Below are 21303 nucleotides of genomic sequence, written 5' to 3'. Positions count from 1 at the left end.
GATCCCCCAGAACGCCCCGGCTTGCCGGGGCGTTTCTGTTCCCGCGCCCTCGGCCCGCATCCTTGGTGTTGTTTCGTTTTGTTGTAGTCTTTTTGGGCCAAAGGGCCTGCATCATCTTCAAATGCGCGGCGTTTGCCGCTAGTCTCGCAACCATCCGTACCCGCCGCATTACTCCAATCAGAACGAGCCGGCCATGACAGACTTGTCCCGTACGCATGGAGTCGCCAGCCAGGCCTTGGGCCTTTTGGACGGGCGTTTTTTCCGCCCGCCCCTGCCAGAGGCGCATGTGCCCCGCGCACGCCTGTGCCAGCGCTTGCACAGCGGCTTGGCGGGGCGCCTGTTGCTGGTGAACGCCCCGGCGGGCTTTGGCAAAAGCTCGCTCGCCATCGAGTTCTGCCAGGCGCTACCCAACCACTGGCGCAGTTTGTGGCTGGGTCTGAGCCTGCGCGATGCCGACCCGGGACGTTTCCTCGAACGGCTGCTCGAAGGGCTGCAACAGTTTTGCCCGGCCCTCGGTGGACAGGCTCTGGGGCTATTGAAGATGCGCCAGCGGCATCAACCGTTCGCCTTCGAGGAATGGCTCGACGGCCTGCTCGACGAGTTGGCGCTCTACCTGCAACCTGACACGCCGTTGCTGCTGGTGCTGGACGACTACCACCTGGCCCAGGGGCCGGTACTCGACCGCTGCCTGCAATTCTTCCTCAATCACCTGCCGCCCGGGCTGGTGCTGCTGGTCACCAGTCGTCAACGCCCCGACTGGCACCTGGCACGCTTGCGCCTGTCGCGGCAATTGGTCGAGCTCAACGAGCAGGACCTGCGCCTGACCCCGGACGAAGCGCTGGCGGTGATTGGCCGCCAGCCCACCGGTTTGCGCGGCCAGGCCCTCGACAACCTGATCCAGCGCAGTGACGGCTGGGTGGCTGGCCTGCGCTTCTGGCAACTGGCCGCCAGCGAGTCGGGTGACGACCATGCCTTGCCCCAGGCCTTGCACGGGGGCGAGGGGCTGATCCGCGATTATTTGCTGGAAGAAGTGATCGAGATCCTGCCCGCGCCGGTCCAGGCATTCCTCTATGACACCGCCTGCCAGGAGCGCTTCTGCGCCGAGCTGTGCGATGCCCTGCGCGAGCGCCACGACAGCGCCGAGGTGCTGCGCTACCTGCAGGCCCACCAGGTGTTCCTGGTGCCGCTCGACGAGCATGGCACCTGGTTCCGTTATCACCATTTGTTCTCCGACCTGCTGCGCAGTCGCCAGGCCAGCGAGCCGCTCGCCGGGCTGCACCTGCGCGCCTGTCGCTGGTTCGAGGGCCAGGGCCTGCTCGACGAGGCGGTGGAGCAGGCGCTGCGCGCCGGCCATCTGGATGTGGCGGCCGATCTGGTACAGAGCCTGTCGGAAGAGCAACTGCTGGCCGAACAGAACGTCGGCATGTTGCTGCGTTGGAAAATGGACCTGCCCGACAGCCTGCTGATCAGCACGCCACGGCTGATCGTGCTGTACAGCTGGGCGCTGGGCCTGGCCTGCCAGCTCGATGCCGCCGAGGAGCTGGCGGCCTATCTGAGCCGCTTCCTGCCGGCCCCTTCGGCCACCGCGCAAAAATCGATGCTGGCCCAGTGGCTGGCCCTGAGCGGGGTGATCGCCCGTGGTCGCGGTGATCGTGCGCGCACCTTGGCCTATTGCTCCGAGGCGCTGCAAAGCTTGCCCTGCAAGCGTTACGGGCAGCGCCTGGTGTGCCTGTCGACCTTGTCCAACCTGGCCATCGCCGATGGCGATTTCTGGCGCGCGCGGGGCTGGAACCGCGAAGCCCTCGAACTGGCCCAACGGGTCGGTAATCCGTTGTTCGAAGCGCTGGCCCACTATGATCGAGCCAGGGTGCTGCATGCCCGCGGCGAGGTCCTGCGGGCGCTGGAGGAGGTGCGCCAAGGCTTGCAGCGCCTGCAGGGGCTATCCGGGCAACGCCTGTATGCCGTGCGCGCCCGACTCACCCTGTACGAAGGCTACCTGCTGGCTGCGCGCCTGCAGTCGGGGCCGGGACGCACCCGCTTGCGGGCAGGCTTGAGCGAGGCGCGCAGTTGCCGAGACATCAGTGTGCTGATCGGGCACTGCGTGATCGCCTCGCTCGACGGCCGCGAGGGGCGCTTCGCCGAGGCGTTCGCCGAGCTGGCCGAGGCCGAGCGGCTGATGCACATCTGGGACGTGCCGCCGATCTTCTACCTGGCCATGATCACCCTGGTGAAATGCGAATTGTGGCTGGCCCAGGGCCGCACCGACCTGGCCGAGTCGTGGCTGACACGTCTCGGCCAGACCTATGGCGGCGAGCAGCCCGCGGCGGCGCCCGAGTTCCACCCCCTGCTACCGCTGCACATCGAATTGCAGCAGGCGTTGTTGGAGCGGGTGCTGGAGCGTGCGCACGATGCCGAGGCGCGTCTTGGTGCCTTGGTCGAGCGGGGGCGGGCCAGCGGCGGAATGACCCTGGTGGTCAGCGCCCTGTGCCAGCTTATCCAAATGCTGCTCGAGCAAGGCCGTGAAGCCGAGGCCGCGAAGCTGCTCACCCAGGCCCTGGAGGCTGCCCAGGGCGGCGCCCAGCAAGCGTTCCAGCGGCTGCTGGATGATCAGCCCCAGTGGTTGCGCGAGCAGTTGCTGGCGCGCGCACCCTGCGCCGTGCAAGGCGACTTGCTGGCGCGGCTGCCCGAGTCGGCGCCCAACCTGCCGGTGATCGCCGAGGCCCTGAGCGGCCGTGAGCTGGCAGTGCTGGAATTGATCGCCCAAGGCTGCTCCAACCAGCAGATCAGCGAGCAGTTGTTCATTTCGTTGCACACCGTCAAGACCCACGCCAGCCATATCAACAGCAAGCTGGGGGTCGAGCGCCGTACCCAGGCGGTAGCCCGGGCCAAATCGCTTGGCCTGTTGGCCTGAAGGCGCGCACGGCGATAAAATAGTGGCCTTGAGCCACTTTCTGGCCCTGGCGTGCCGCACTCATCTTTTCCGACCCGCTGCCGATACAGGTCTCGGCGGCATGTATCGCTTCGCGCCACTTTCCTTCTTCTTCCAGTACAGGTCGTGTTGATGCTGCAGTACGGGCAAAAAAGCTTTCTGATCGTCGACGACTACACCGACTTCCGCACGTCGACCCGCTCCATGCTCCGAGAACTCGGCGTGCGCGACGTCGACACGGCCGACAGTGGCGAACAGGCGCTGCGCATGTGCGGGCAGAAACGCTACGACTTCATCCTTCAGGATTTCCATCTGGGCGATGGCAAGAAGAACGGCCAGCAAGTGCTCGAAGACCTGATCATCGACAAGCTGATCAGCCATGAATGCGTGTTCATCATGGTCACCGCCGAAAGCAGCCAGGCCATCGTACTCAGCGCCATCGAGCATGAGCCCGACGCCTATCTGACCAAACCCTTCAACCGCGTCGGGCTTGCCCAGCGCCTGGAGAAGCTGACCCAGCGCAAGACGCTGCTCAAGCCGATTCTCCAGGCCCTGGACCGCGGCCGCCCGGCCGAGGTGCTCGGCGCTTGCGCCGAGCTGTGCAAGAAGGACCCGCGTTTCGCGCCGCTGTGCCTGCGCTACCGGGCCGATGCCCTGCGCGACCTCAACCGCTTCGACGAACTGGAGAAGTTCCTCCAGAACATCCTCGCCAGCCGGCCACAGCCCTGGGTTTACGCCGCATTGGGCAGCCTGTTGCACAAACGCGGCCAGAATGCCCAGGCCCAAGGGGTCTATGAGCAGGCGCTGAAGGCTTTCCCGATCATGCCCAACCTGTACGACGGCATGGCTGAAGTGCTGGTGGCCCAGGGCGAGGGCAAGCGCGCGCAGCACATGCTCGAGGAGGCCGTGCGCCTTTCGCCGCTGGCCGTGCGTCGTCAGGCCGCGCTGGGCAAGCTGGCGCTGGACAACGCCGATTTCGAGAGCGCGTCCAAGGCCTACCGTCATGCGGTGAACCAAGGGCAGAGTTCGCGCTACAAGGATGCCGAAAGCAACCTGGGCCTGGTCCAGGCGCTGATGAACAAGAACGCCGGCAATGGCCTCGATGCCCGTACCCGGGTCGAGATCAACACTGTGCTCAGCGAAGTGGCCAAGGAAAACGTCGAGGACCAGGGCCTGCAAGTGCGCGCGCGGCTGATGAAGGCGGCCAGCCTGCAGCAGGCCGGGGACCCGGATACCGCGGCCAAGCTCACCGAGCAGGCCATGCAGCGCCTGGAAAAAATGGATCAGTTCTTCTCGGTCGAGGCCGCGCTGACCGTGGCCAAGCAGTTGCAGCAACTGGGTCAGGACGCGGCAGGTACCTCGATCCTCAAGGGCTGCGTGGAAACCTACGGCGACGACCCCAAGGTCATGCAGAGCGTGGCCAAGCTTACCGACGACCCGGTCGTGCTCGGCGCCGTGACCGAGGCGGTCGACCTCAACCGCCAGGGCGTGCGCAGCTACCAGGGCGGTCAGCTCAACGAGGCGCTGGGGATGTTCCGCAAGGCGCTGTCGCTGCAACCGAAGAACATCAGCATCGCTTTGAACACGGCCCAGGCCCTGTTGCGCATTGGTGGTGAAACACCACCGCCGGCATTGATGCAGGAGTGTCGAGACTGCCTCACCAGCGTGGCCGGCATCCCGACTAGCGACAGCCGCTACGACCGCTACCGCAAACTGCACATCCGGGTGTTCGGCGCATGAGCCAGGATAACCAGGGGCTGGATTTCTCCACGGTGATCGCCTCCACCGTGCATGACCTGAAAAACTCCCTCTCGGCCCTGACCCATGCCCACAGCCAGTGGCTGGCGCGCCTGCCCGAGGAACTGCGCGGCGGTAACGAGCAGGGGGTGGTGGAGCATGAGCTGAGCCACCTGAACGGCATGCTCGTGCAGTTGCTGGGCCTGTACAAGCTGGGGGTCAATCAGTTGCCGATCTGCCCGGACTACCACGAGCTGGACGACTTCATCGAAGCCCAGCTCGCCGCCCAGCAGGACGTGATCAAGCACCGCGACATCCTGGCCACCTGGCGCATCGAGACGCAAAGCCCGCTGGGCTTCTTCGACCGCGAACTGGTCGCCTCGGTGGTGGCCAATGTGCTGACCAATGCCATCCGCTATGCCGGCCACACCCTGCTGATCAGCATCGAGGAAGAGGGCGAGCAACTGGTGATCAGCGTCAACGACGACGGCACCGGTTATCCACAGCGTATGCTCGAGCGTCAGCATGACTATGTGCAGGGTATCGATTCGCAGAGCGGCAGCACCGGGCTGGGCCTGTACTTCGCGGCGCGGATTGCCGCCTTGCACGAGCGCAACGGCGTGCGTGGGCGGATCGAGATTGCCAACGGCGGGGCGTTGGGGGGCGGGTTGTTCCGGTTGTACTTGCCGTGAGGGGCAGCCTTTCAAGGTGTTGATTGTGGACTTGCCGGAAAGGGCGGCGAAGCAGCCCCTATAATCTTGCATTGAAGCGTCAGTCATGCTCCTTCGTCAGCCTGACGCAGCCTATGCGATGCTGATTCTGGAATCAGGCGCTTTGGCGGGTATTCCAACCTTTTCCGATCAACTGCTCTCTGTATGCCATCATGCAAAAAAACTCGATCACGCTCATCCGCGAAACCTTCCCCGTCGGCCCCTTGCAGTGCAATTGCACCCTGATCGGCGATCCGCTGAGCAAGAAGGCCATCGTCGTCGACCCGGGCGGTGACGAACAAAAGATCCTCGCCCGCCTGCAGCACCATGGCCTGACCCTGGTGAGCATCATCCATACCCATGCCCATTTCGATCACTTCCTTGCCTCGGGCAAACTCAAGGAACTGACCGGCGCCACGCTGCACCTGCACAAGGCCGACCAGCCGCTGTGGGACAACCTCGAGATGCAATGCCAGATGTTCGGCATGCCCTACACCCCGGTGCCGTCGCCGGACCGTTGGCTGGACGACGACGAGGAGCTGGCTTGCGGCTGCGGCGTGGCCCTGCACACGCCAGGGCATACGCCGGGCTCGATGAGTTTCTGGTTCGCCGAGCACAAGCTGCTGATCGCCGGCGACACCTTGTTCCGCCGTGGCGTCGGGCGTACTGATTTGTGGGGTGGCGATCAGCGGGCTATCGTTCGTTCCATCAAGGAGCGGCTATACCGCCTGGATGAAGAGGCCATCGTGGTGACCGGCCATGGTCCGGACACCCGGCTCGGCGAGGAAATGCGCGAGAACCCGTTCGTGCGTGCCTGAGGTTTCATGGAATTTTTCCGCTGCGCTGTAATCCAAGGCTGGCATAGATCCGTATGTGATCCGTTGCACTAATGAATTTCAGTAGGAGCTTGTCCATGTTCACCATGCGTCGTCTGATTATCGTCGCTACCGCCGCTGCCCTGATGTCCGGTTGTGCCAGCCCCAACCCCTACGACAGCCAGGGCCAGGCGCAGGGCTCCACAGGGATGAGCAAGACCGCCAAGTACGGTGGCCTCGGTGCGCTGGCCGGCGCCATTGCCGGTGCCGCCATCGACCACAACAACCGTGGCAAGGGGGCGTTGATCGGCGCCGCCGCGGTGGGGGCCGCCGCGGCGGGTTATGGCTACTACGCCGACAAGCAGGAAGCCGAGCTGCGCGCGAAGATGGCCAACACCGGTGTCGAGGTGCAGCGCCAGGGCGACCAGATCAAGCTGATCATGCCGGGCAACATCACCTTCGCCACCGATTCGGCGAATATCTCTCCCAGCTTCTATGCACCGCTGAACAACCTGGCGGGTTCCTTCAAGCAGTTCAACCAGAACACCATCGAGGTGGTCGGCTTCACCGACAGCACCGGCAGCCGCCAGCACAACATGGACCTGTCCCAGCGCCGCGCCCAGGCAGTCAGCACCTACCTGACCTCCCAGGGGGTCGACCCGTCGCGGGTCAGCGTGCGCGGCATGGGCCCCGACCAGCCGATCGCCAGCAACGCCGATGCCAATGGCCGTGCGCAGAACCGCCGGGTCGAGGTCAATCTCAAGCCAATCCCTGGCCAGCAGTATGACCAGCAAGGCACCGTGCAGCAGTATCCCTGAGCCGTCGCGCTGAATAATAAAAAGGGCAACCCTGCGGGGTTGCCCTTTTTATTACGGCGCGCGCCATGTGCCTAAGCGGCCTGCCTGCGGATCCAGAAGGGTTGGTCGGCGTAGCGCGACTCGACCTGGTAATACCCACGTTTCAGCGCCTGGTACTCCATGACGTGGCGCTGTATGTCGCTGCGATAGGCCTGGCACTGCTCGGCCTCGTGGCTAGCGTTGGCGAGGCTGATGGCGGCCAGCCGGGCGCTCTGGATGCCGGTGCTCAAGGCATAGCCGATACCCATCGATGACAGCGGGTCGAATGCTGCCACGGCGTCGCCGGCCGCCGCCCAGCCCTTGCCGCAACAGGGCTCGAGATGCTGCGAGTGTGCCGGCCAGACGCGCATGTTGCCCGCCATCGGCCGCTCGCCCAGGCGGGCGCGGGTGTTGGGCGCCTGGGCGAGGGCGGTGGACCAGAAGTATTCCCGGTCGTCGTGCGAGGCCTGGAGCAGGTCGGCGTCGGTCATCAGCACGGTGATCAATCGCCCGTCCGGCACCGGGGCGCTGTACCACCAGCCTGAAGTGATGGCCTCGACCAGCGAGCACCCTTCGACGACGCTGTCGCTGGCGGCGTAATACGCCGAGATACCCACCAGGTGGTCCTGCTGCAGACGGCTGGCGCCGAATGCCCGGGCCAGCCAGGCGCTGCGTCCGGTAGCGTCGATCAGGTAGCGGCAGCGCACCTCTGGCGAAGCCTCCAGGCCATCGACCCGCAACCGCCAGGTATCGCCATCGCGCCCGACCTCGCGCACCCGCACGCCGGTTAGCAGTTGCGCGCCCATGCTGCGGGCGGCGTTGGCCAGCCCAGCATCGAAACGCGTGCGGTCCAGGTGCCAACCGTGCCCGCTACCGGTGAACAGGAAGTCCCGTGCACGGACCTCGCTGTCGCCCCAGGCGGCGGTGAAAGCGAACGACGGGCTGAAGCCGGCCTGGCGGAAATGCTCGCCCACGCCGAGGTAGTCAAGCTGCGGCAAGACGCCGGGCGACAGGGTTTCCCCGACTTTCTCCCGGGCATATTCGCGCTGTTCCAACAGCATCACCGAGTGACCGCTGTGGCGTCGCAGGGTGAGGGCGGCCGCGCTACCGGCCGGCCCTCCCCCGACGACGACCACATCCACGGTCCTCGGCTGTTCAGCGAACAAGATGCCCCCGCGCGGTGACCACTTGCCGCGCATCGATGCTTGGCAGCTTCTCGTCCGGCTTGAGGTACCAGGTGTTGAAGAAGTTGCCGCTGGCGCCATTCAACACGTACTCGGCCGGGCCTATGGCAAAGCTGGCCGCGACGAAGCGGTCATTGTTGCGTTCGGTCTCGACGAAATACGGATACAGGTCGCGCAGCGGCCCCTGGGCCTCATTGGTGATGAAGCCCAAGTAGTGCCAGGCCTGGATCATCTCGGTGTAGCCATTGATGCCGCGGCTGTAGATAGACTGCATCCCGGCGGAGATCCCCGAGGCCTGCTGGGCAGCGGCGGTCAAGTCGCTGGGGATCACATTCCAGGGGCTTTGCGGCGGCCACCAGTAGGCGTAGTAGGACGGCGCCTTGGGTACGCTGTCCTCCTTGTTGACGGCCGGGTCGGTGAAGTTCACGTTCTGCACCGTGCACTGATAGAAGTCGGCCTGCCACGGAATGGCCATGCGCTTGGTCAGGTCACCCGGTTCGCAACCCTGGAACGGGCCTTCCGGGTCTGTTTCGTTCTCGGTGGTGCTCAGGCCGTTGGCGTAGTAGTAGGCGCTTTCGTGACGATGCCTGATCTGGTACGGCTTGGCGTAGAGCGAGGGGCTGTAGAGGCTCCAGGTCACTTCGATACCCGGGCACAGTGGGCCGCCCACGCAGTTGCCGATGCTGGCCTGGTCCAGCGCGCTGACCCCCGGCAGCGGTTTGGGCGGCTCCAGGGTGAACTGGCCCGCCGCCCATTGCCCCAGCAGGAAGTACTGCGTGCGGGTCAATGTGAGGAACTTGTCGAGCAGTTCGTTGCTGACCGAGTTCGAGCCAGAGTTCAGCGGCATCAAGGGAATCCCCGACTTCTGATCGAACAGCTGCGCCTGGGCGCCGTCGGTAAAGCCATTGCTGCCTGGGTTGCGGAACAGCGAGAAATAATCCTGGCGCTTGCCCTGGTTGGCCTGGGTGTTGTCCTTGGCATCGAACGGCGGCGGCGAGAAACTGTTGAGCGACGGGATGGCGGCGACCCAGCGATAGCCGGCGGGACGGCGCAGGATCGGTTCGATGTCACGCTCGTAGTTGGCGATGTAGCTCTTCTGGTATTGCCCGTTGCGGTACAGCTCCGGCAACAGGTTGAGCTCGCGCACCGCGACATCGAAAGCCAGGTCGTCGAGGGTGACGATGTTCTCCAGCTCCGGGGCGAATTTCGGCGAACCGACGATGCACCAGGCGGTGAGGGTTTGCTCGGGCTGGTTGGCCAGCTTGAGGGTGCAGGTGACGGGGCCGTCGGACACATCGTCATGCCAGGTATCGGCGCCGGCAAAGCTGCTGATCGGTTCGTTGCCCCCGGCGTGGCCATGGCCGCCGAGCACCAGCAGGCGCCCCTTGGCATCGGTGCGCAGGGTCCCCAGCGTGTTGATCTGCTGGCCCTGGGTGGCGCGCGCCGGGAACGAGCGGAAGCGGTAGTCGTTGCTGGTGTTGTCCCGCGACAGCTCGACCTTGCCCTGGCGGCCGGACAGCTGGTAAGGGCCTGGGTCGATGATCAGTTTCTGCCGATCGGCTTCGTCGGTAACGCTGTCGTTGCGCAGCGAGACGTGCCGTTGCTTGTAACTGTTATGCGCACCCAGCAGCAGGTTGCCTTCCAGTTCGGCGAAGTTGTACCAGATGGCCTTTTTATTGGCCAGGTGCACCGACCAGGTCATGGACTCGACACCGGGGCTGTCGAGGGTGAGTTCCGTGGCCTTGCCGTTGTCGTCCACGGCGAAGATACAGAAACGTGCGGCCTGGCGTTTGACGCTGCCGTTGGCATCCTTGTAGCGGGTGACGTACACCGGTTGTTGTTGCGGGTCGAGCGTCTGGTTGCCATAGCCATCGCATTCCAGCGGTCGGCCGCCGATTTTTTCCGGGGCCAGATAAAAGCCCGTCTCGCTGTTACCTACACGCGCAACCCCTATGCTGGGGCCTATGACGTATTTCATGACCACTCTCCTTGTCGTGCCTTTCCTTCTCTGCGCGATCACGCCCGATCGCCTGGGCCTTGCGAGGTGACGCAAGCCGGTGCGTCCCGCCCGGTCGAGCCGGGGAGGGCGATAAAGAGGACGGGATCAAAGGCAGGGGAATGCTGGAGGGCGGATGCAATGGTCACGCGTTCGCCACATGCCGAATCGAACGCTGCGCTTCCGTGACGCCTGCGGTGATTTCATCCTGACAGCATTGAACGCTAGTCCCGGCCAGGGGGAAGTCAAATGACGTTGGTCGGGCCGCCGACGAGGGGTGATGGGGCGTCCCGGCCCAAGCCGGGACGGTGGCGCTAGACGGAGGTTTTTGCGCCTTGGTGGGCCTGAATCGCGGTCAGCGCGATGGTATGGACGATGTCCTCGACCTGCGCCCCGCGCGGCAAGTCGTTGACCGGCTTGCGCAGCCCTTGCAGCATCGGCCCGAGGCTGACGCAGTCGGCGCTGCGCTGCACCGCCTTGTGGGTGGTGTTGCCGGTGTTCAGGTCGGGGAACACGAATACCGTGGCACGTCCGGCCACCGGGCTTGACGGTGCCAGTTGCCGGGCGATCTCCGGGTTGGCGGCAGCGTCGTACTGCAGCGGCCCGTCGATCTGCAGGTCGTGCTCGGCCTGCTGCGCCAGGCGCGTGGCCTCGCGGACCTTTTCCACTTCCTCGTCGCTGGCTGCCGAGTCGCTGGAGTAGCTGAGCATCGCCACCCGGGCGGCGATGCCGAACGATTCCGCCGACTCGGCGCTCTGCCGGGCGATCTCGGCCAGTTCCGCGGCGCTGGGGTGCGGGTTCATCACGCAGTCGCCGTAGACCAGCACCTGGTCGGGGAACAGCATGAAGTACACCGACGACACCAGGCTGCTGCCGGGAGCGGTCTTGATCAGTTGCAGGGCCGGGCGAATGGTGTTGGCGGTGGAGTGCACCAGGCCCGAGACCAGGCCATCGACCTCGCCCAGGGCAAGCATCATGGTGCCGATCACCACCGGGTCCTCCAGTTGCTGCTCGGCCATCGGCGCATTGAGGTTCTTGCTCTTGCGCAGGTCGACCATTGGCTCGACGTAGCGCCCGCGGATCGACTCCGGGTCGAGCACTTCGAGGTCCGGCGGCAGGCTGATGCCCTGGGCCCGGGCCACTGCCTCGACTTCCTCGGGCTTGGCCAGTAGCACGCAGCGGGCGATGCCACGGGCCTGGCACAGGGCGGCGGCCTGCACCAGCAGCGGCTGCGCGCCCTCGGGCAGGACGATGCGCTTGTTGGCCTGCTGGGCGCGCTGGATCAGCTGGTAGCGGAACACCGCCGGCGACAGGCGGAGCTCGCGCGGCGTGCCGCAGCGCTGATGCAGCCAGGCGGCATCCAGGTGGCTGGCGACGAAGTCGGTGATGAACTCGGCGCGTTCGCGGTCGTCCACCGGGATCTCGCGGTTCAGTGAGTTGAGCTGATTGGCTGTGTCGAACGAGCCGGTACCCACCGAGAGGATCGGCAGGCCCGCTTGCAGGGCGCCACGGCACAGCTCGAGGATGCGCGGGTCGGGCTTGCTGTCGCTGGTCAGCAGCAGCCCGGCCAGGGGCACGCCGTTGATCGCCGCCATGCACACGGCGAGGATGATGTCGTCGCGATCGCCCGGGGTCACCACCAGGGTGCCGGAGGTTAGCAGCGGCACGGTGTTGGCCACGGTGCGCGCGCAGATGATGATCTTGTTCATGCGCCGCTGGTCGTAGTCACCGGCGTTGAGCACCTGGGCGCCGAGCAGTTCGGCCACGTCGCGGGTGCGCGGGGCGTTGAGCTCGGCCTGCCAGGGAATGCAGCCGAGCAGGCGGAAGTCGTTGCCGCGCAGCAGCGGCGAATGCTCGCGCAGGCGGGTGGCGAACTCGGCCATGCTCTCCTCGGTGCGCACCTTGTTGAGGATCACCCCGAGCACCTTCGGGTCGCGCGGGCCGCCGAACAGTTGGGCCTGCAGTTCGACGCGGCCGGACAGCTCGCTGAGCACTTCGTTTTCCGGCGCCGACACCAGGATCACCTCGGCATCCAGGCTCTTGGCCAGGTGCAGGTTGACCCGCGCGGCATAGCTGGCGTGCCGGGTCGGCACCATGCCCTCGACCACCACCACATCCTTGCCGACACAGGCCTGCTGGTACAGGCGGATGATCTGTTCGAGCAGTTCGTCGAGCTGGCCGTCACCGAGCATGCGCTCGACATGGGCCAGGCTCAGTGGGGTGGGCGGCTTGATGCCGTGGGTGCGGGCGACCAGCTCGCTGGAGCGTTCCGGGCCGGTGTCGCCGGGGTGCGGCTGGGCGATCGGCTTGAAGAAACCGACCTTCAGCCCCGCGCGTTCGAGGGTCCGAACCAGGCCCAGGCTGATGGAGGTCAGGCCGACGCCGAAGTCGGTCGGCGCAATGAAAAATGTCTGCATGCGTGCTTCTCGAAATAAGCGGTGCAAGGAATTCAACGGCCAAGGGTATCGCTAACCACACCCTGAGCGCACCAGCCGCAGGCAAATGCCTGGCCGATGCGGCGCGCGCGCTGGTCGGCGTCGAGCACCCAGGGGCGGGCCTGCCAGGGCGGTTGATGGCGCAGGTGTTGGGCGTGCCCGCAGGACAGCTCGACCACCCAGTGGCCTTCCTCGTCCTGATGGAAGCCGATGATCCGACTGGTGGGCCGTGTATCGTCCGAGCCGCGTTCGCAATCACGCGATGCGTTGGTTACACTGGTGCGCTCTACATTCTTTTGCAAAAGGTCTCGCCCCATGCTGATCGCCGCCAACAAGGCTGTCTCCATCGACTATACCCTCACCAACGACGCAGGTGAGGTCATCGACAGCTCCGCCGGTGGTGCGCCGCTGGTCTACCTGCACGGTGCCGCCAACATCATCCCGGGCCTGGAAAAAGCCCTGGAAGGCAAGCAGGCCGGCGACGAGCTGACCGTGGCCATCGAGCCGGAAGAGGCCTACGGCGAATACTCCGCCGAACTGGTCAGCACCCTGAGCAGCAAGATGTTCGAAGGCGTCGACCAACTGGAAGTGGGTATGCAGTTCCACGCCTCGGCGCCAGATGGCCAGATGCAGATCGTCACCATCCGTGATATCGACGGCGACGACGTGACCGTCGACGGCAACCACCCACTGGCTGGCCAGCGCCTGAACTTCAAGGTCAAGGTCGTCGACGTGCGTGACGCTAGCGAAGAAGAAATCGCTCACCGTCACATCCACGGTGAAGGTGGTCATCACCACTGATTTTCTGCGCTAAGCTCAGAGAGTCGCCAGGCGCTCGGGCAAGCCGGACTTGCCCTCCTCAGGAGGGTGGACGGTTTGGCCGCGCGCCTTTTTAGTGGGCGGGATTCGCCCCAGCGACACTTGGCAACCTGAGAGGGGATTTCATCATGAGTGCATTTCACGACCTGACGTTGAAGGCGCTGGACGGCGAGGACCTGCCCCTTGCACCGTTCAAGGGCCAAGTGGTGCTGGTGGTCAATGTCGCCTCCAAGTGCGGCCTGACGCCGCAATACGCATCGCTGGAAAAACTGCACCAGCAGTTCAAGGGCCAAGGCTTCAACGTGCTTGGGCTGCCTTGCAACCAGTTTGCCGGCCAGGAGCCTGGCAGCGACAAGGAAATCCAGGAGTTCTGCAGCCTCAACTACGGCGTGAGCTTCCCGCTGGGGGCCAAACTCGAGGTCAATGGCCCGCAACGCCATGCGCTGTATCGCTTGCTGGCGGGCGAGGGCGCCGAGTTCCCCGGTGACATCACCTGGAACTTCGAGAAGTTCCTGGTCGGCAAGGATGGCCGGGTGCTGGCACGCTTCGCCCCGCGTACCGCGCCAGACGATCCGACCGTGGTGCAGGCGATCGAGAAAGCGCTGGCCTGAGATGCCGTGGGGCTGCCCGACAGCCCCTGTTTCGATACCGCTAAATCACTGTAATCAATAATACTGTGCCCACCTGCACGCACCCCCCTAAGCTCAGGCGCATTTCCTCACCCCGTCGGGAGCGCCGCATGTCCAGCAACCCTCTGTTCCAGCCTTTCACCATTGGCACCCTCGACCTGCCGACCCGCGTGGTCATGGCGCCGATGACCCGCACCTTTTGCCCTGGTGGCGTACCCCATGACGGCGTGGTCGAGTACTACCGCCGCCGCGCCGCCGCCGGTGTCGGGTTGATCATCACCGAAGGCACCACGGTTGGACACAAGGCCGCCAACGGCTACCCCAACGTGCCACGTTTCCATGGCGAGGACGCCCTGGCCGGCTGGAAGCGCGTGGTCGAGGCCGTGCACGCCGAGGGTGGGCGCATCGTGCCGCAGCTGTGGCATGTGGGCAGCGTGCGACGCCTGGGCACCGAGCCCGATGGCAGCGTGCCGGGCCACGGCCCGAGCGGCAAGGAGAAGGACGGCAAGGTGCTGGTGCAAGGTATGAGTCACGCGGATATCCGTGAGGTCATCGCGGCCTTCGCTCAAGCCGCGCGCGATGCCCAGGCCATCGGTATGGACGGCGTGGAGATCCATGGCGCCCATGGCTACCTGATCGACCAGTTCTTCTGGGCGGCCAGCAACCGCCGCGACGACGAATACGGTGGGGATCTGGCCGGCCGTTCGCGCTTTGCCATCGAGCTGATCCAGGCGGTGCGCGCCGCGGTCGGGCCGGACTTCCCGATCATCTTGCGCTTCTCGCAATGGAAGCAGCAGGACTACAGTGCGCGCCTGGTGCAAACTCCCGAGGCGCTGGCCGCGTTCCTCGAGCCGCTGAGCGAGGCGGGTGTGGATATCTTCCATTGTTCCACCCGACGGTTCTGGGAGCCGGAATTCGACGGTAGCGAGCTGAACCTGGCCGGCTGGACCCGCCAGCTCACCGGCAAGCCGACCATCACCGTGGGTAGCGTGGGCTTGGACGGCGAGTTCCTGCAGTTCATGGTCGATACCGACAAGGTGGCCAAGCCGGCCAGCCTGGAAGGCTTGCTGCGCCGCCTGCAGGACCAGGAGTTCGATCTGGTGGCGGTGGGCCGGGCACTGCTGGTGGATGCACAGTGGGCGCAGAAGGTGCGTGATGGCCGCGAAGCCGATGTGTTGCCGTTCAGCCGCGAGGCGTTGACGACTCTGGCTTGATCAGCAGCGGTGCCGGGGCATCCACCGGCTGCCCGCCCCGGCAGGCGTTGTACAGATAACCCTCGAACTGCTCGATGATCGCCGGCCAGCCTTGGCGGCTGGCGTGCTGGCGGGCATTCAGGCGCACCCGGCGCAGGGTTTCCTGCTCTTCCAGCAGCCAGCAGGCGGCATCGATGAACGCGGCCTGATCGCCCGGCATGGCCAAGGCGCCGCTGTGGCCATGGCGAATATGCTGGGCCGCGGCGGCCTCGTCATAGGCGACCACCGCCAGGCCCGAGGCGAGGGCTTCGAGCACCACGTTGCCAAAGGTCTCGGTCAGGCTCGGGAACAGGAACAAGTCGCCGCTGGCGTAGTGCTCGGCCAGCAGCTCGCCACGCTGTGCGCCACAGAACACCGCTTCGGGCAGTTGTTGTTCAAGTTGGGCGCGCGCCGGACCGTCGCCGACAATCACCAGGCGCAGGCGCTTGTGTGGATGGTTGTTGTGCAGGGCCGCCATGCAGGGGCGCAGCAGGGCCAGGTTCTTTTCCGCCGCCAGGCGGCCGACGTGCAGCACGGCGATGTCGTCGGCCGCCAATCCCCACTGCTCCCGTAGGGCCTGGCTGCGCCGTGCCGGGTTGAACAGCGTGGCATCGACGCCACGGGCCATTAGCCCCAGGCGTTCGAAGCCGCGGCGCTCCAGCTCCAGGCGCTGGCTGGCGCTGGGCACCAGGGTAATGGCGGTACGTCGGTGGAACCAGCGCAGGTAATGGGTCAGCAGTCGCGACAGCAGACCCAGGCCGTATTGGCCGGAATACTGCGGGAAATTGGTGTGAAAACCACTGATCACCGCCACCCCGAGGCGTCGGGCGGCGCGCAGGGCGCTCAGCCCCAGCGGGCCCTCGGTGGCGATGTACAGCACATCCGGGCGCTGCCGGCGCCAGCGCCGCCACAGCTTGTGCATAGACACTTGGCCCCACTGCAGGCCAGGGTAGCCGGGCAGGGGCCAGCCACGGCACAGCAGTAACTGCTCGGGGTCGCCCGGGCCGATGTCGCTGGCCTGGCGCGGGCGGATCAGTTCCACCTGATGGCCGCGCTGGCGCAGCCCGTCGCTCAAGCGGCCAAGGGTATTGGCCACGCCGTTGATCTCCGGTGGGAAGGTTTCGCTGACCAGGGTGATGCGCAAGGACGGTGTGCTCATGGGAAAAGTGTCCTGCCGCCATGTGACGCCCGTGTGACGGGGATATGACGCCTGATTTTCGGCACTTTCGGCTGTTTGAATATTTCCTTGCAAAGCACTCAAGAACTCAGCGCAGGCAGCCGATGCAATTGCATTCGACTACAGGAATACGCTCCGGGAGAGCGGCCATGTTCAACAGCAAACTGAAGCAAGAAATCCAGCAACTGCGCGAAGAGTTGATGTCCATCGAGCAGGTCAAGAACAGCCTGGACAGCGAGATGCTGGTCCTCCAGCTCGACCCCCAGGGGCGCATCGAGTCGGTCAATGGCAACTTCGAGACCGAGATGCTCTACCGCGCCGAACAGCTGATCGGCCGCAATATCGAGGACATTGTCCCGGCCCATGTGAAGAAGCTCGACTTCTATCAGCGCATGAAGCAAGCCATTACCCGTGGCGAGCACCTCAACGGCGCTTTCCGCCTGTTGCGCGGCAACGGCGAGGAGGCTTGGCTGCGCTCGATCCTGCAGCCGGTGAAGAACAGCGAAGGGCGGATCAAGTATTTCTCCCTGCACTCCAGCGACCTGACCCGCACCATCGAGACCTCCCGCGAGCATGAGAGCCTGATCAAGGCCTTGATGCGCTCCACGGCGGTGATCGAGTTCAACCTCGACGGCCAGGTGCTGACCGCCAACGACCGTTTCCTGCAGACCATGGGTTACACCCTGGATCAGGTGCGCGGCAAATCCCACCGCATGTTCTGCGAGCCGGAAGAGGCCAACTCGGCGGGCTACCAGGCGTTCTGGGAAAAACTGCGCCGTGGCGAGTTCGTCGCCGAGCGCTTCAAGCGCATCGACGCCCATGGCCGGGTGGTGTGGCTGGAGGCTTCGTACAACCCGATCATCGATGCCCACGACGTGCTCTACAAGGTGGTCAAGTTCGCCACCGTTATCACCGACCAGGTCAACCAGGAGCTGGCCGTGGCCCAGGCGGCGGACATCGCCTACACCACCTCGCTGGAGACCGACAGCAGCGCGCGCAAGGCCACCGACGTGGTAACCCAGACCGTCGAGGTGATGCGTGGCCTGGAAGGGTCGATGCAGGACGCCGCCGACGGTATCCAGGCGCTGGACAAGCAGTCCAAGGTGATCGGCGCAATCATCAAGACCATCAGCGACATCGCCGGGCAGACCAACCTGCTGGCGCTCAACGCCGCCATCGAGGCCGCCCGTGCCGGTGAGCAGGGCCGGGGATTCGCCGTGGTCGCCGACGAAGTGCGCCAGCTGGCCTCGCGCACCAGCAGCGCCACCGAGGAGATCGCCAAGGTGGTGCAACAGAACGAGCAACTGGCCCAGGCGGCGGTGGACATCATCGACACCAGCAAGCGCCAGGCCGAGCAAGGGCTGGCCCTGGCCGCCGATACCGGCGGGGTGATCGTGGAGATCCAGGAAGGGGCGAAGAAAGTGGTGGATGCGGTGGGGCAGTTTTCCAGCCAGCTGAGTCACTGACCGGCTTGACACCGCTTGTGTAGGAGCGGCCTTGTGTCGCGAAAGGGGTGCGAAGCGCCCCCAGGATTCGTGCATCAAGCTGATATCGCCGGGGCCGCTTTGCGGCCCTTTCGCGACACAAGGCCGCTCCTACAGGTTTATGGGGGCTCAGGTGCGTTCACGCACCCAGAACAACGTCGCCCCGGCCACCGCCGCCGGCATCATCAGCACGTTGACCCCCGGAATCATCAGCGCCAGGTAGGTGATCCCGCCAAAGCCCAACGACTGCCAGCGCTTGCTGCGCAGCCAGGCCAGCATGTCCTGCCAGCTCATCTTGTTGTTGTCCGCCGGGTAGTCGATGTACTGGATGGCCATCATCCAGATACCGAACACCAGCCACAGCGGCGCGGCGATCACGTTGACCACCGGGATGAACGACAGGATGAACAGGCCGATGGCCCGTGGCAGGAAATAACCCAGCTTGCGCATTTCGCGGCTGAAGGTACGCGGCACCATGGCCAGCAGTTCGGCCCAGCTGAATGGTGGGAAGGTATCCTGGCCGCGCACTACCACCTCGACCTTCTCGGCCAGGAAACCGTTGAACGGCGCGGCGATGACGTTGGCCAGCAGGGTGAAGGTGAAGAACACCATCAGCACCACCAGCGCCACGAACAGCGGCCAGAGGATATAGGTGAGGAAGCTCAGCCAGTCGGGCAGGGTCGGCATCAGCGCATCGACCCACAGGCTGAACTGGTGCCCGGCGAAGTAGATCAGCCCGCCGAACAGCAACAGGTTGACCGCCAGGGGCAGCAGCACGAACAGCCGCAGGCTTGGGCTCAGGACCAGTTTCAGGCCTTCGCGAAGGTACTGTGGGCCGGAAAGGGCAGGGGCTTGCATCGGAATGCTCCGCAAAAGGAAAACGCGCTGACCTTACCGAGTTTGGCGCGCCGACGAAAGGCGCCGGGCGTTGGCGAAACGGCCTGTAACAATGCGCCAGGACAATGTCTGTCGGTGGCTGCCTGGCATAGAGACTGTCTATAAGGTGGATTGTCGAAGGATATTTCCTTAATCTCTGCGGCCTCGCTACAGTGCGCTCATCTTTTTACGGTTTTGGGCCAACGCGTTGTAGCCTTCCCCAAGTGCTGCGTGGGTCCGTTTTAATTCCAGCTGGCGCAGCCGGTACCCCGATGCCGGCCCCGTGCGGCCCGCTCGACAGGAGTTCGACATGTCTGAAGTACGTCATTCGCGCGTCATCATTCTCGGTTCCGGCCCTGCCGGTTACAGCGCCGCGGTCTATGCCGCCCGCGCCAACCTCAAGCCGCTGCTGATCACCGGCATGCAGGCCGGCGGCCAGTTGACCACCACCACCGAAGTCGACAACTGGCCGGGCGACCCCCATGGCCTGACCGGCCCGGCCCTGATGCAGCGCATGCAAGAGCACGCCGAGCGTTTCGAGACCGAGATCGTCTTCGATCACATCAACGCCGTCGACCTGGCCAACAAGCCGTTCACCCTGCAGGGCGACAGCGGCACCTACACCTGCGACGCGCTGATCGTCGCCACCGGTGCCAGCGCTCGCTACCTGGGCCTGCCGTCGGAAGAGACCTTCATGGGCAAGGGTGTTTCGGCCTGCGCTACCTGCGACGGTTTCTTCTACCGCAACAAGCCGGTGGCCGTGGTCGGTGGTGGCAACACTGCCGTGGAAGAGGCGCTGTACCTGGCCAACATCGCCAGCAAGGTGACCCTGGTACACCGTCGTGACACCTTCCGTGCCGAGAAGATCCTGGTCGACAAGCTGCACGCCCGTGTCGCCGAAGGCAAGATCGAGCTCAAGCTCAACGCCACCCTGGACGAAGTGCTGGGTGACAACATGGGCGTGACCGGTGCACGCCTGAAGAACAACGACGGCAGCTTCGACGAGATCAAGGTCGACGGCGTGTTCATCGCCATTGGCCACACCCCGAACACCTCGCTGTTCGAAGGCCAGCTGACCCTCAAGGATGGCTACCTGGTGGTTGCTGGCGGCCGTGAAGGCAATGCCACCGCCACCAATGTCGAAGGCGTGTTCGCCGCCGGCGACGTGGCCGACCATGTCTACCGCCAGGCCATCACCTCGGCCGGCGCCGGCTGCATGGCCGCACTGGACGTCGAGCGTTACCTGGACGGCCTGGCCAACGCCGCGCACTGATCCAGCCTTTGCGGGCCAGCCCGCTCCTGCACAGAACGTGGGAGCGGGCTGGCCCCGCGATAAAAAAACCGGCCATCTGGCCGGTTTTTTTGTGCCTGCGATTCAGCTCACAGACTCAACCGCATCGACAGGTCCACCGCCTTCACATCCTTGGTCATCGCGCCGATCGAGATGTAGTCCACACCGGTTTCGGCGATAACCCGCAGGGTGGTCTCGTTGACCCCGCCGCTGGCCTCGAGCTTGGCCTTGCCGGCGGTGATGCGCACCGCTTCGCGCATTTCATCCAGGCTCAGTTCGTCGAGCATGACGATATCGGCGCCGGCGGCCAGGGCCTGGCGCAGCTCGTCCAGGCTTTCCACCTCGATCTCCACCGGCTTGCCCGGGGCGATGCGCTGCGCCGCCGCCACGGCCGCGGCCACGCCGCCGCTGGCGGCAATGTGGTTTTCCTTGATCAGGAAGGCGTCGTACAGGCCGATGCGGTGGTTGTGGCAGCCGCCGCAGGTAACCGCGTACTTCTGCGCCAGGCGCAGGCCCGGCAGGGTCTTGCGGGTGTCCAGCAGGCGCACCTGGGTGCCCTCGACCAGGTCGGCCAGGAAGCGTGCACGGGTGGCCACGCCCGACAGCATCTGCAGGAAGTTCAGCGCCGTGCGTTCGCCACTGAGCAGCGAGCGCGCCGGGCCTTCGAGATGGAACAGTGCCTGGTTGGCCGTGGCCCGCTCGCCGTCCGCCACCTGCCAGTGCACCGCCACGCGCGGGTCGAGCTGGCGGAACACCGCATCCACCCAGGCGGAGCCGGCGATCACGCAGTCCTCGCGGGTGATGATGGTCGCCTTGGCCAGGCGCTCGGCCGGGATCAGCTGGGCGGTGATGTCGCCGCTGCCGATGTCTTCGAGCAACGCGCGGCGCACGTTGGCTTCGATTTCGGCGGTCAGGTCGGCGAGGCGTAGGTTCGGCATGGTCGGCTCCACAAGCTAGGTGCCGGCGATTATAGGGCAGGGGGGCGGCGTGTACAGCTGCCGCGGCGATGACCTTTGGTCGGGATAGATGAGCATTTGGCCGATTGCAGGGTCAGTTGGGTGCGTAAGAATGCGCGCTAGCAGCTGTCAACTTTTTCCCTGATAATGGCGCCTTGTATTTGGCGTCATAGCTTTGACGATTTTTCCGCCGGTGG

At 65.1% G+C, this 21303-nt stretch carries 17 protein-coding genes and 1 pseudogene; 11 read left to right on the top strand and 7 right to left on the bottom strand.

Annotation, left to right across the window (positions count from 1 at the left end; all coding sequences use genetic code 11):
- Positions 1-193: 193 nt before the first annotated feature.
- From ACODS5_RS08045 to ACODS5_RS08025, 5 genes are all read left to right on the top strand, one after another.
- Entirely contained in the window at positions 194-2911 is a 2718-nt protein-coding gene (locus ACODS5_RS08045; RefSeq protein ID WP_134690057.1) for a winged helix-turn-helix domain-containing protein, read from the top strand.
- A 150-nt stretch (positions 2912-3061) separates the two neighbouring features.
- On the top strand, positions 3062-4669 hold the full coding sequence (locus ACODS5_RS08040; RefSeq protein WP_134690056.1) for a tetratricopeptide repeat-containing response regulator: 1608 nt from the start codon (positions 3062-3064) through the stop codon (positions 4667-4669).
- Positions 4666-5358, top strand: a complete 693-nt coding sequence (locus tag ACODS5_RS08035; RefSeq protein ID WP_134690055.1) for a sensor histidine kinase — start codon at positions 4666-4668, stop codon at positions 5356-5358. Before ACODS5_RS08040 ends, ACODS5_RS08035 begins: the two co-directional genes overlap by 4 nt.
- A gap of 191 nt (positions 5359-5549) precedes the next feature.
- The gene (locus ACODS5_RS08030; RefSeq protein ID WP_489108361.1) at positions 5550-6194 is read left to right on the top strand and encodes an MBL fold metallo-hydrolase; all 645 of its coding nucleotides are present in this window, start codon (positions 5550-5552) and stop codon (positions 6192-6194) included.
- A gap of 95 nt (positions 6195-6289) precedes the next feature.
- Positions 6290-7009, top strand: coding sequence for a YiaD family glycine zipper/OmpA-like lipoprotein (locus ACODS5_RS08025; protein WP_134690053.1), 720 nt, complete (start codon positions 6290-6292; stop codon positions 7007-7009).
- Between the two features lie 71 nt (positions 7010-7080).
- Here the strand turns inward: ACODS5_RS08025 and ACODS5_RS08020 are convergent, their stop codons facing one another.
- The 4 genes from ACODS5_RS08020 to ACODS5_RS08005 all read right to left on the bottom strand — a co-directional run bounded on the left by ACODS5_RS08020 (position 7081) and on the right by ACODS5_RS08005 (position 12959).
- Positions 7081-8163, bottom strand: coding sequence for an FAD-dependent oxidoreductase (locus ACODS5_RS08020; RefSeq protein WP_489108360.1), 1083 nt, complete (start codon positions 8161-8163; stop codon positions 7081-7083).
- A gap of 19 nt (positions 8164-8182) precedes the next feature.
- A complete protein-coding gene (gene lodA, locus ACODS5_RS08015; protein WP_489108359.1) occupies positions 8183-10189 on the bottom strand; it encodes a CTQ-dependent lysine 6-oxidase LodA in 2007 nt (668 codons plus the stop codon).
- A gap of 332 nt (positions 10190-10521) precedes the next feature.
- The gene (gene pta, locus ACODS5_RS08010; RefSeq protein WP_134690050.1) at positions 10522-12624 is read right to left on the bottom strand and encodes a phosphate acetyltransferase; all 2103 of its coding nucleotides are present in this window, start codon (positions 12622-12624) and stop codon (positions 10522-10524) included.
- Between the two features lie 32 nt (positions 12625-12656).
- Positions 12657-12959 carry a DUF3565 domain-containing protein gene (locus tag ACODS5_RS08005; protein WP_489108376.1) on the bottom strand — a complete coding sequence of 101 codons (303 nt, stop codon included), beginning with the start codon at positions 12957-12959 and terminating at the stop codon, positions 12657-12659.
- Between ACODS5_RS08005 and ACODS5_RS08000 the strand changes: the two genes are divergently transcribed.
- The 3 genes from ACODS5_RS08000 to ACODS5_RS07990 all read left to right on the top strand — a co-directional run bounded on the left by ACODS5_RS08000 (position 12958) and on the right by ACODS5_RS07990 (position 15304).
- The gene (locus ACODS5_RS08000; RefSeq protein ID WP_134690048.1) at positions 12958-13443 is read left to right on the top strand and encodes an FKBP-type peptidyl-prolyl cis-trans isomerase; all 486 of its coding nucleotides are present in this window, start codon (positions 12958-12960) and stop codon (positions 13441-13443) included. The two genes, ACODS5_RS08005 and ACODS5_RS08000, sit on opposite strands and share 2 nt — an antisense overlap.
- 146 nt (positions 13444-13589) lie before the next feature.
- Entirely contained in the window at positions 13590-14072 is a 483-nt protein-coding gene (locus ACODS5_RS07995) for a glutathione peroxidase (RefSeq protein ID WP_489108358.1), read from the top strand.
- 128 nt (positions 14073-14200) lie between these two features.
- A complete protein-coding gene (locus ACODS5_RS07990; RefSeq protein WP_134690046.1) occupies positions 14201-15304 on the top strand; it encodes an NADH:flavin oxidoreductase in 1104 nt (367 codons plus the stop codon).
- Here the strand turns inward: ACODS5_RS07990 and ACODS5_RS07985 are convergent.
- The gene (locus ACODS5_RS07985) at positions 15273-16481 is read right to left on the bottom strand and encodes a glycosyltransferase family 4 protein (RefSeq protein ID WP_134690045.1); all 1209 of its coding nucleotides are present in this window, start codon (positions 16479-16481) and stop codon (positions 15273-15275) included. The two genes, ACODS5_RS07990 and ACODS5_RS07985, sit on opposite strands and share 32 nt — an antisense overlap.
- Positions 16482-16525: 44 nt before the next feature.
- Between ACODS5_RS07985 and ACODS5_RS07980 the strand changes: the two are divergent.
- Positions 16526-17371 (top strand): annotated as a pseudogene (locus ACODS5_RS07980) (PAS domain-containing protein); the annotation flags it as partial.
- A 162-nt stretch (positions 17372-17533) separates the two neighbouring features.
- The gene (locus ACODS5_RS07975) at positions 17534-17965 is read left to right on the top strand and encodes a methyl-accepting chemotaxis protein (protein ID WP_371923703.1); all 432 of its coding nucleotides are present in this window, start codon (positions 17534-17536) and stop codon (positions 17963-17965) included.
- 147 nt (positions 17966-18112) lie between these two features.
- On the opposite strand, the gene cysZ is transcribed toward ACODS5_RS07975, so the two are convergent.
- Complete coding sequence (gene cysZ / locus ACODS5_RS07970) at positions 18113-18841, bottom strand: sulfate transporter CysZ (protein WP_489108357.1); 729 nt, start codon at positions 18839-18841, stop codon at positions 18113-18115.
- A 328-nt stretch (positions 18842-19169) separates the two neighbouring features.
- Here cysZ and trxB point away from each other — a divergent pair, with 328 nt between their 5' ends.
- A complete protein-coding gene (gene trxB, locus ACODS5_RS07965; protein ID WP_134690042.1) occupies positions 19170-20132 on the top strand; it encodes a thioredoxin-disulfide reductase in 963 nt (320 codons plus the stop codon).
- Positions 20133-20239: 107 nt separating this feature from the next.
- Here trxB and nadC read toward each other — a convergent pair whose 3' ends face one another.
- Positions 20240-21088 (bottom strand): carboxylating nicotinate-nucleotide diphosphorylase, encoded by an 849-nt coding sequence (gene nadC / locus ACODS5_RS07960; protein WP_134690041.1) that lies wholly within the window; start codon positions 21086-21088, stop codon positions 20240-20242.
- Positions 21089-21303: the final 215 nt, after the last annotated feature.

The organism is Pseudomonas sp. FG47 (assembly GCF_057809115.1).
This window is presented reverse-complemented; position numbering and strand designations above follow the sequence as displayed.

What these genes read in the sequence shown, in the direction of transcription:
- ACODS5_RS07995 (WP_489108358.1), top strand. Translation starts at nt 13,590, where the DNA reads ATGAGTGCATTTCACGACCTGACGTTGAAGGCGCTGGACGGCGAGGAC.
- ACODS5_RS08000 (WP_134690048.1), top strand. Translation starts at nt 12,958, where the DNA reads ATGCTGATCGCCGCCAACAAGGCTGTCTCCATCGACTATACCCTCACC.
- ACODS5_RS08025 (WP_134690053.1), top strand. Translation starts at nt 6,290, where the DNA reads ATGTTCACCATGCGTCGTCTGATTATCGTCGCTACCGCCGCTGCCCTG.
- lodA (WP_489108359.1), bottom strand. Translation starts at nt 10,189, where the DNA reads ATGAAATACGTCATAGGCCCCAGCATAGGGGTTGCGCGTGTAGGTAAC.
- ACODS5_RS08040 (WP_134690056.1), top strand. Translation starts at nt 3,062, where the DNA reads ATGCTGCAGTACGGGCAAAAAAGCTTTCTGATCGTCGACGACTACACC.
- ACODS5_RS07975 (WP_371923703.1), top strand. Translation starts at nt 17,534, where the DNA reads ATGCGTGGCCTGGAAGGGTCGATGCAGGACGCCGCCGACGGTATCCAG.
- pta (WP_134690050.1), bottom strand. Translation starts at nt 12,624, where the DNA reads ATGCAGACATTTTTCATTGCGCCGACCGACTTCGGCGTCGGCCTGACC.
- trxB (WP_134690042.1), top strand. Translation starts at nt 19,170, where the DNA reads ATGTCTGAAGTACGTCATTCGCGCGTCATCATTCTCGGTTCCGGCCCT.
- ACODS5_RS08035 (WP_134690055.1), top strand. Translation starts at nt 4,666, where the DNA reads ATGAGCCAGGATAACCAGGGGCTGGATTTCTCCACGGTGATCGCCTCC.
- cysZ (WP_489108357.1), bottom strand. Translation starts at nt 18,841, where the DNA reads ATGCAAGCCCCTGCCCTTTCCGGCCCACAGTACCTTCGCGAAGGCCTG.
- ACODS5_RS08005 (WP_489108376.1), bottom strand. Translation starts at nt 12,959, where the DNA reads ATGGGGCGAGACCTTTTGCAAAAGAATGTAGAGCGCACCAGTGTAACC.
- nadC (WP_134690041.1), bottom strand. Translation starts at nt 21,088, where the DNA reads ATGCCGAACCTACGCCTCGCCGACCTGACCGCCGAAATCGAAGCCAAC.
- ACODS5_RS08030 (WP_489108361.1), top strand. Translation starts at nt 5,550, where the DNA reads ATGCAAAAAAACTCGATCACGCTCATCCGCGAAACCTTCCCCGTCGGC.
- ACODS5_RS08045 (WP_134690057.1), top strand. Translation starts at nt 194, where the DNA reads ATGACAGACTTGTCCCGTACGCATGGAGTCGCCAGCCAGGCCTTGGGC.
- ACODS5_RS07985 (WP_134690045.1), bottom strand. Translation starts at nt 16,481, where the DNA reads ATGAGCACACCGTCCTTGCGCATCACCCTGGTCAGCGAAACCTTCCCA.
- ACODS5_RS07990 (WP_134690046.1), top strand. Translation starts at nt 14,201, where the DNA reads ATGTCCAGCAACCCTCTGTTCCAGCCTTTCACCATTGGCACCCTCGAC.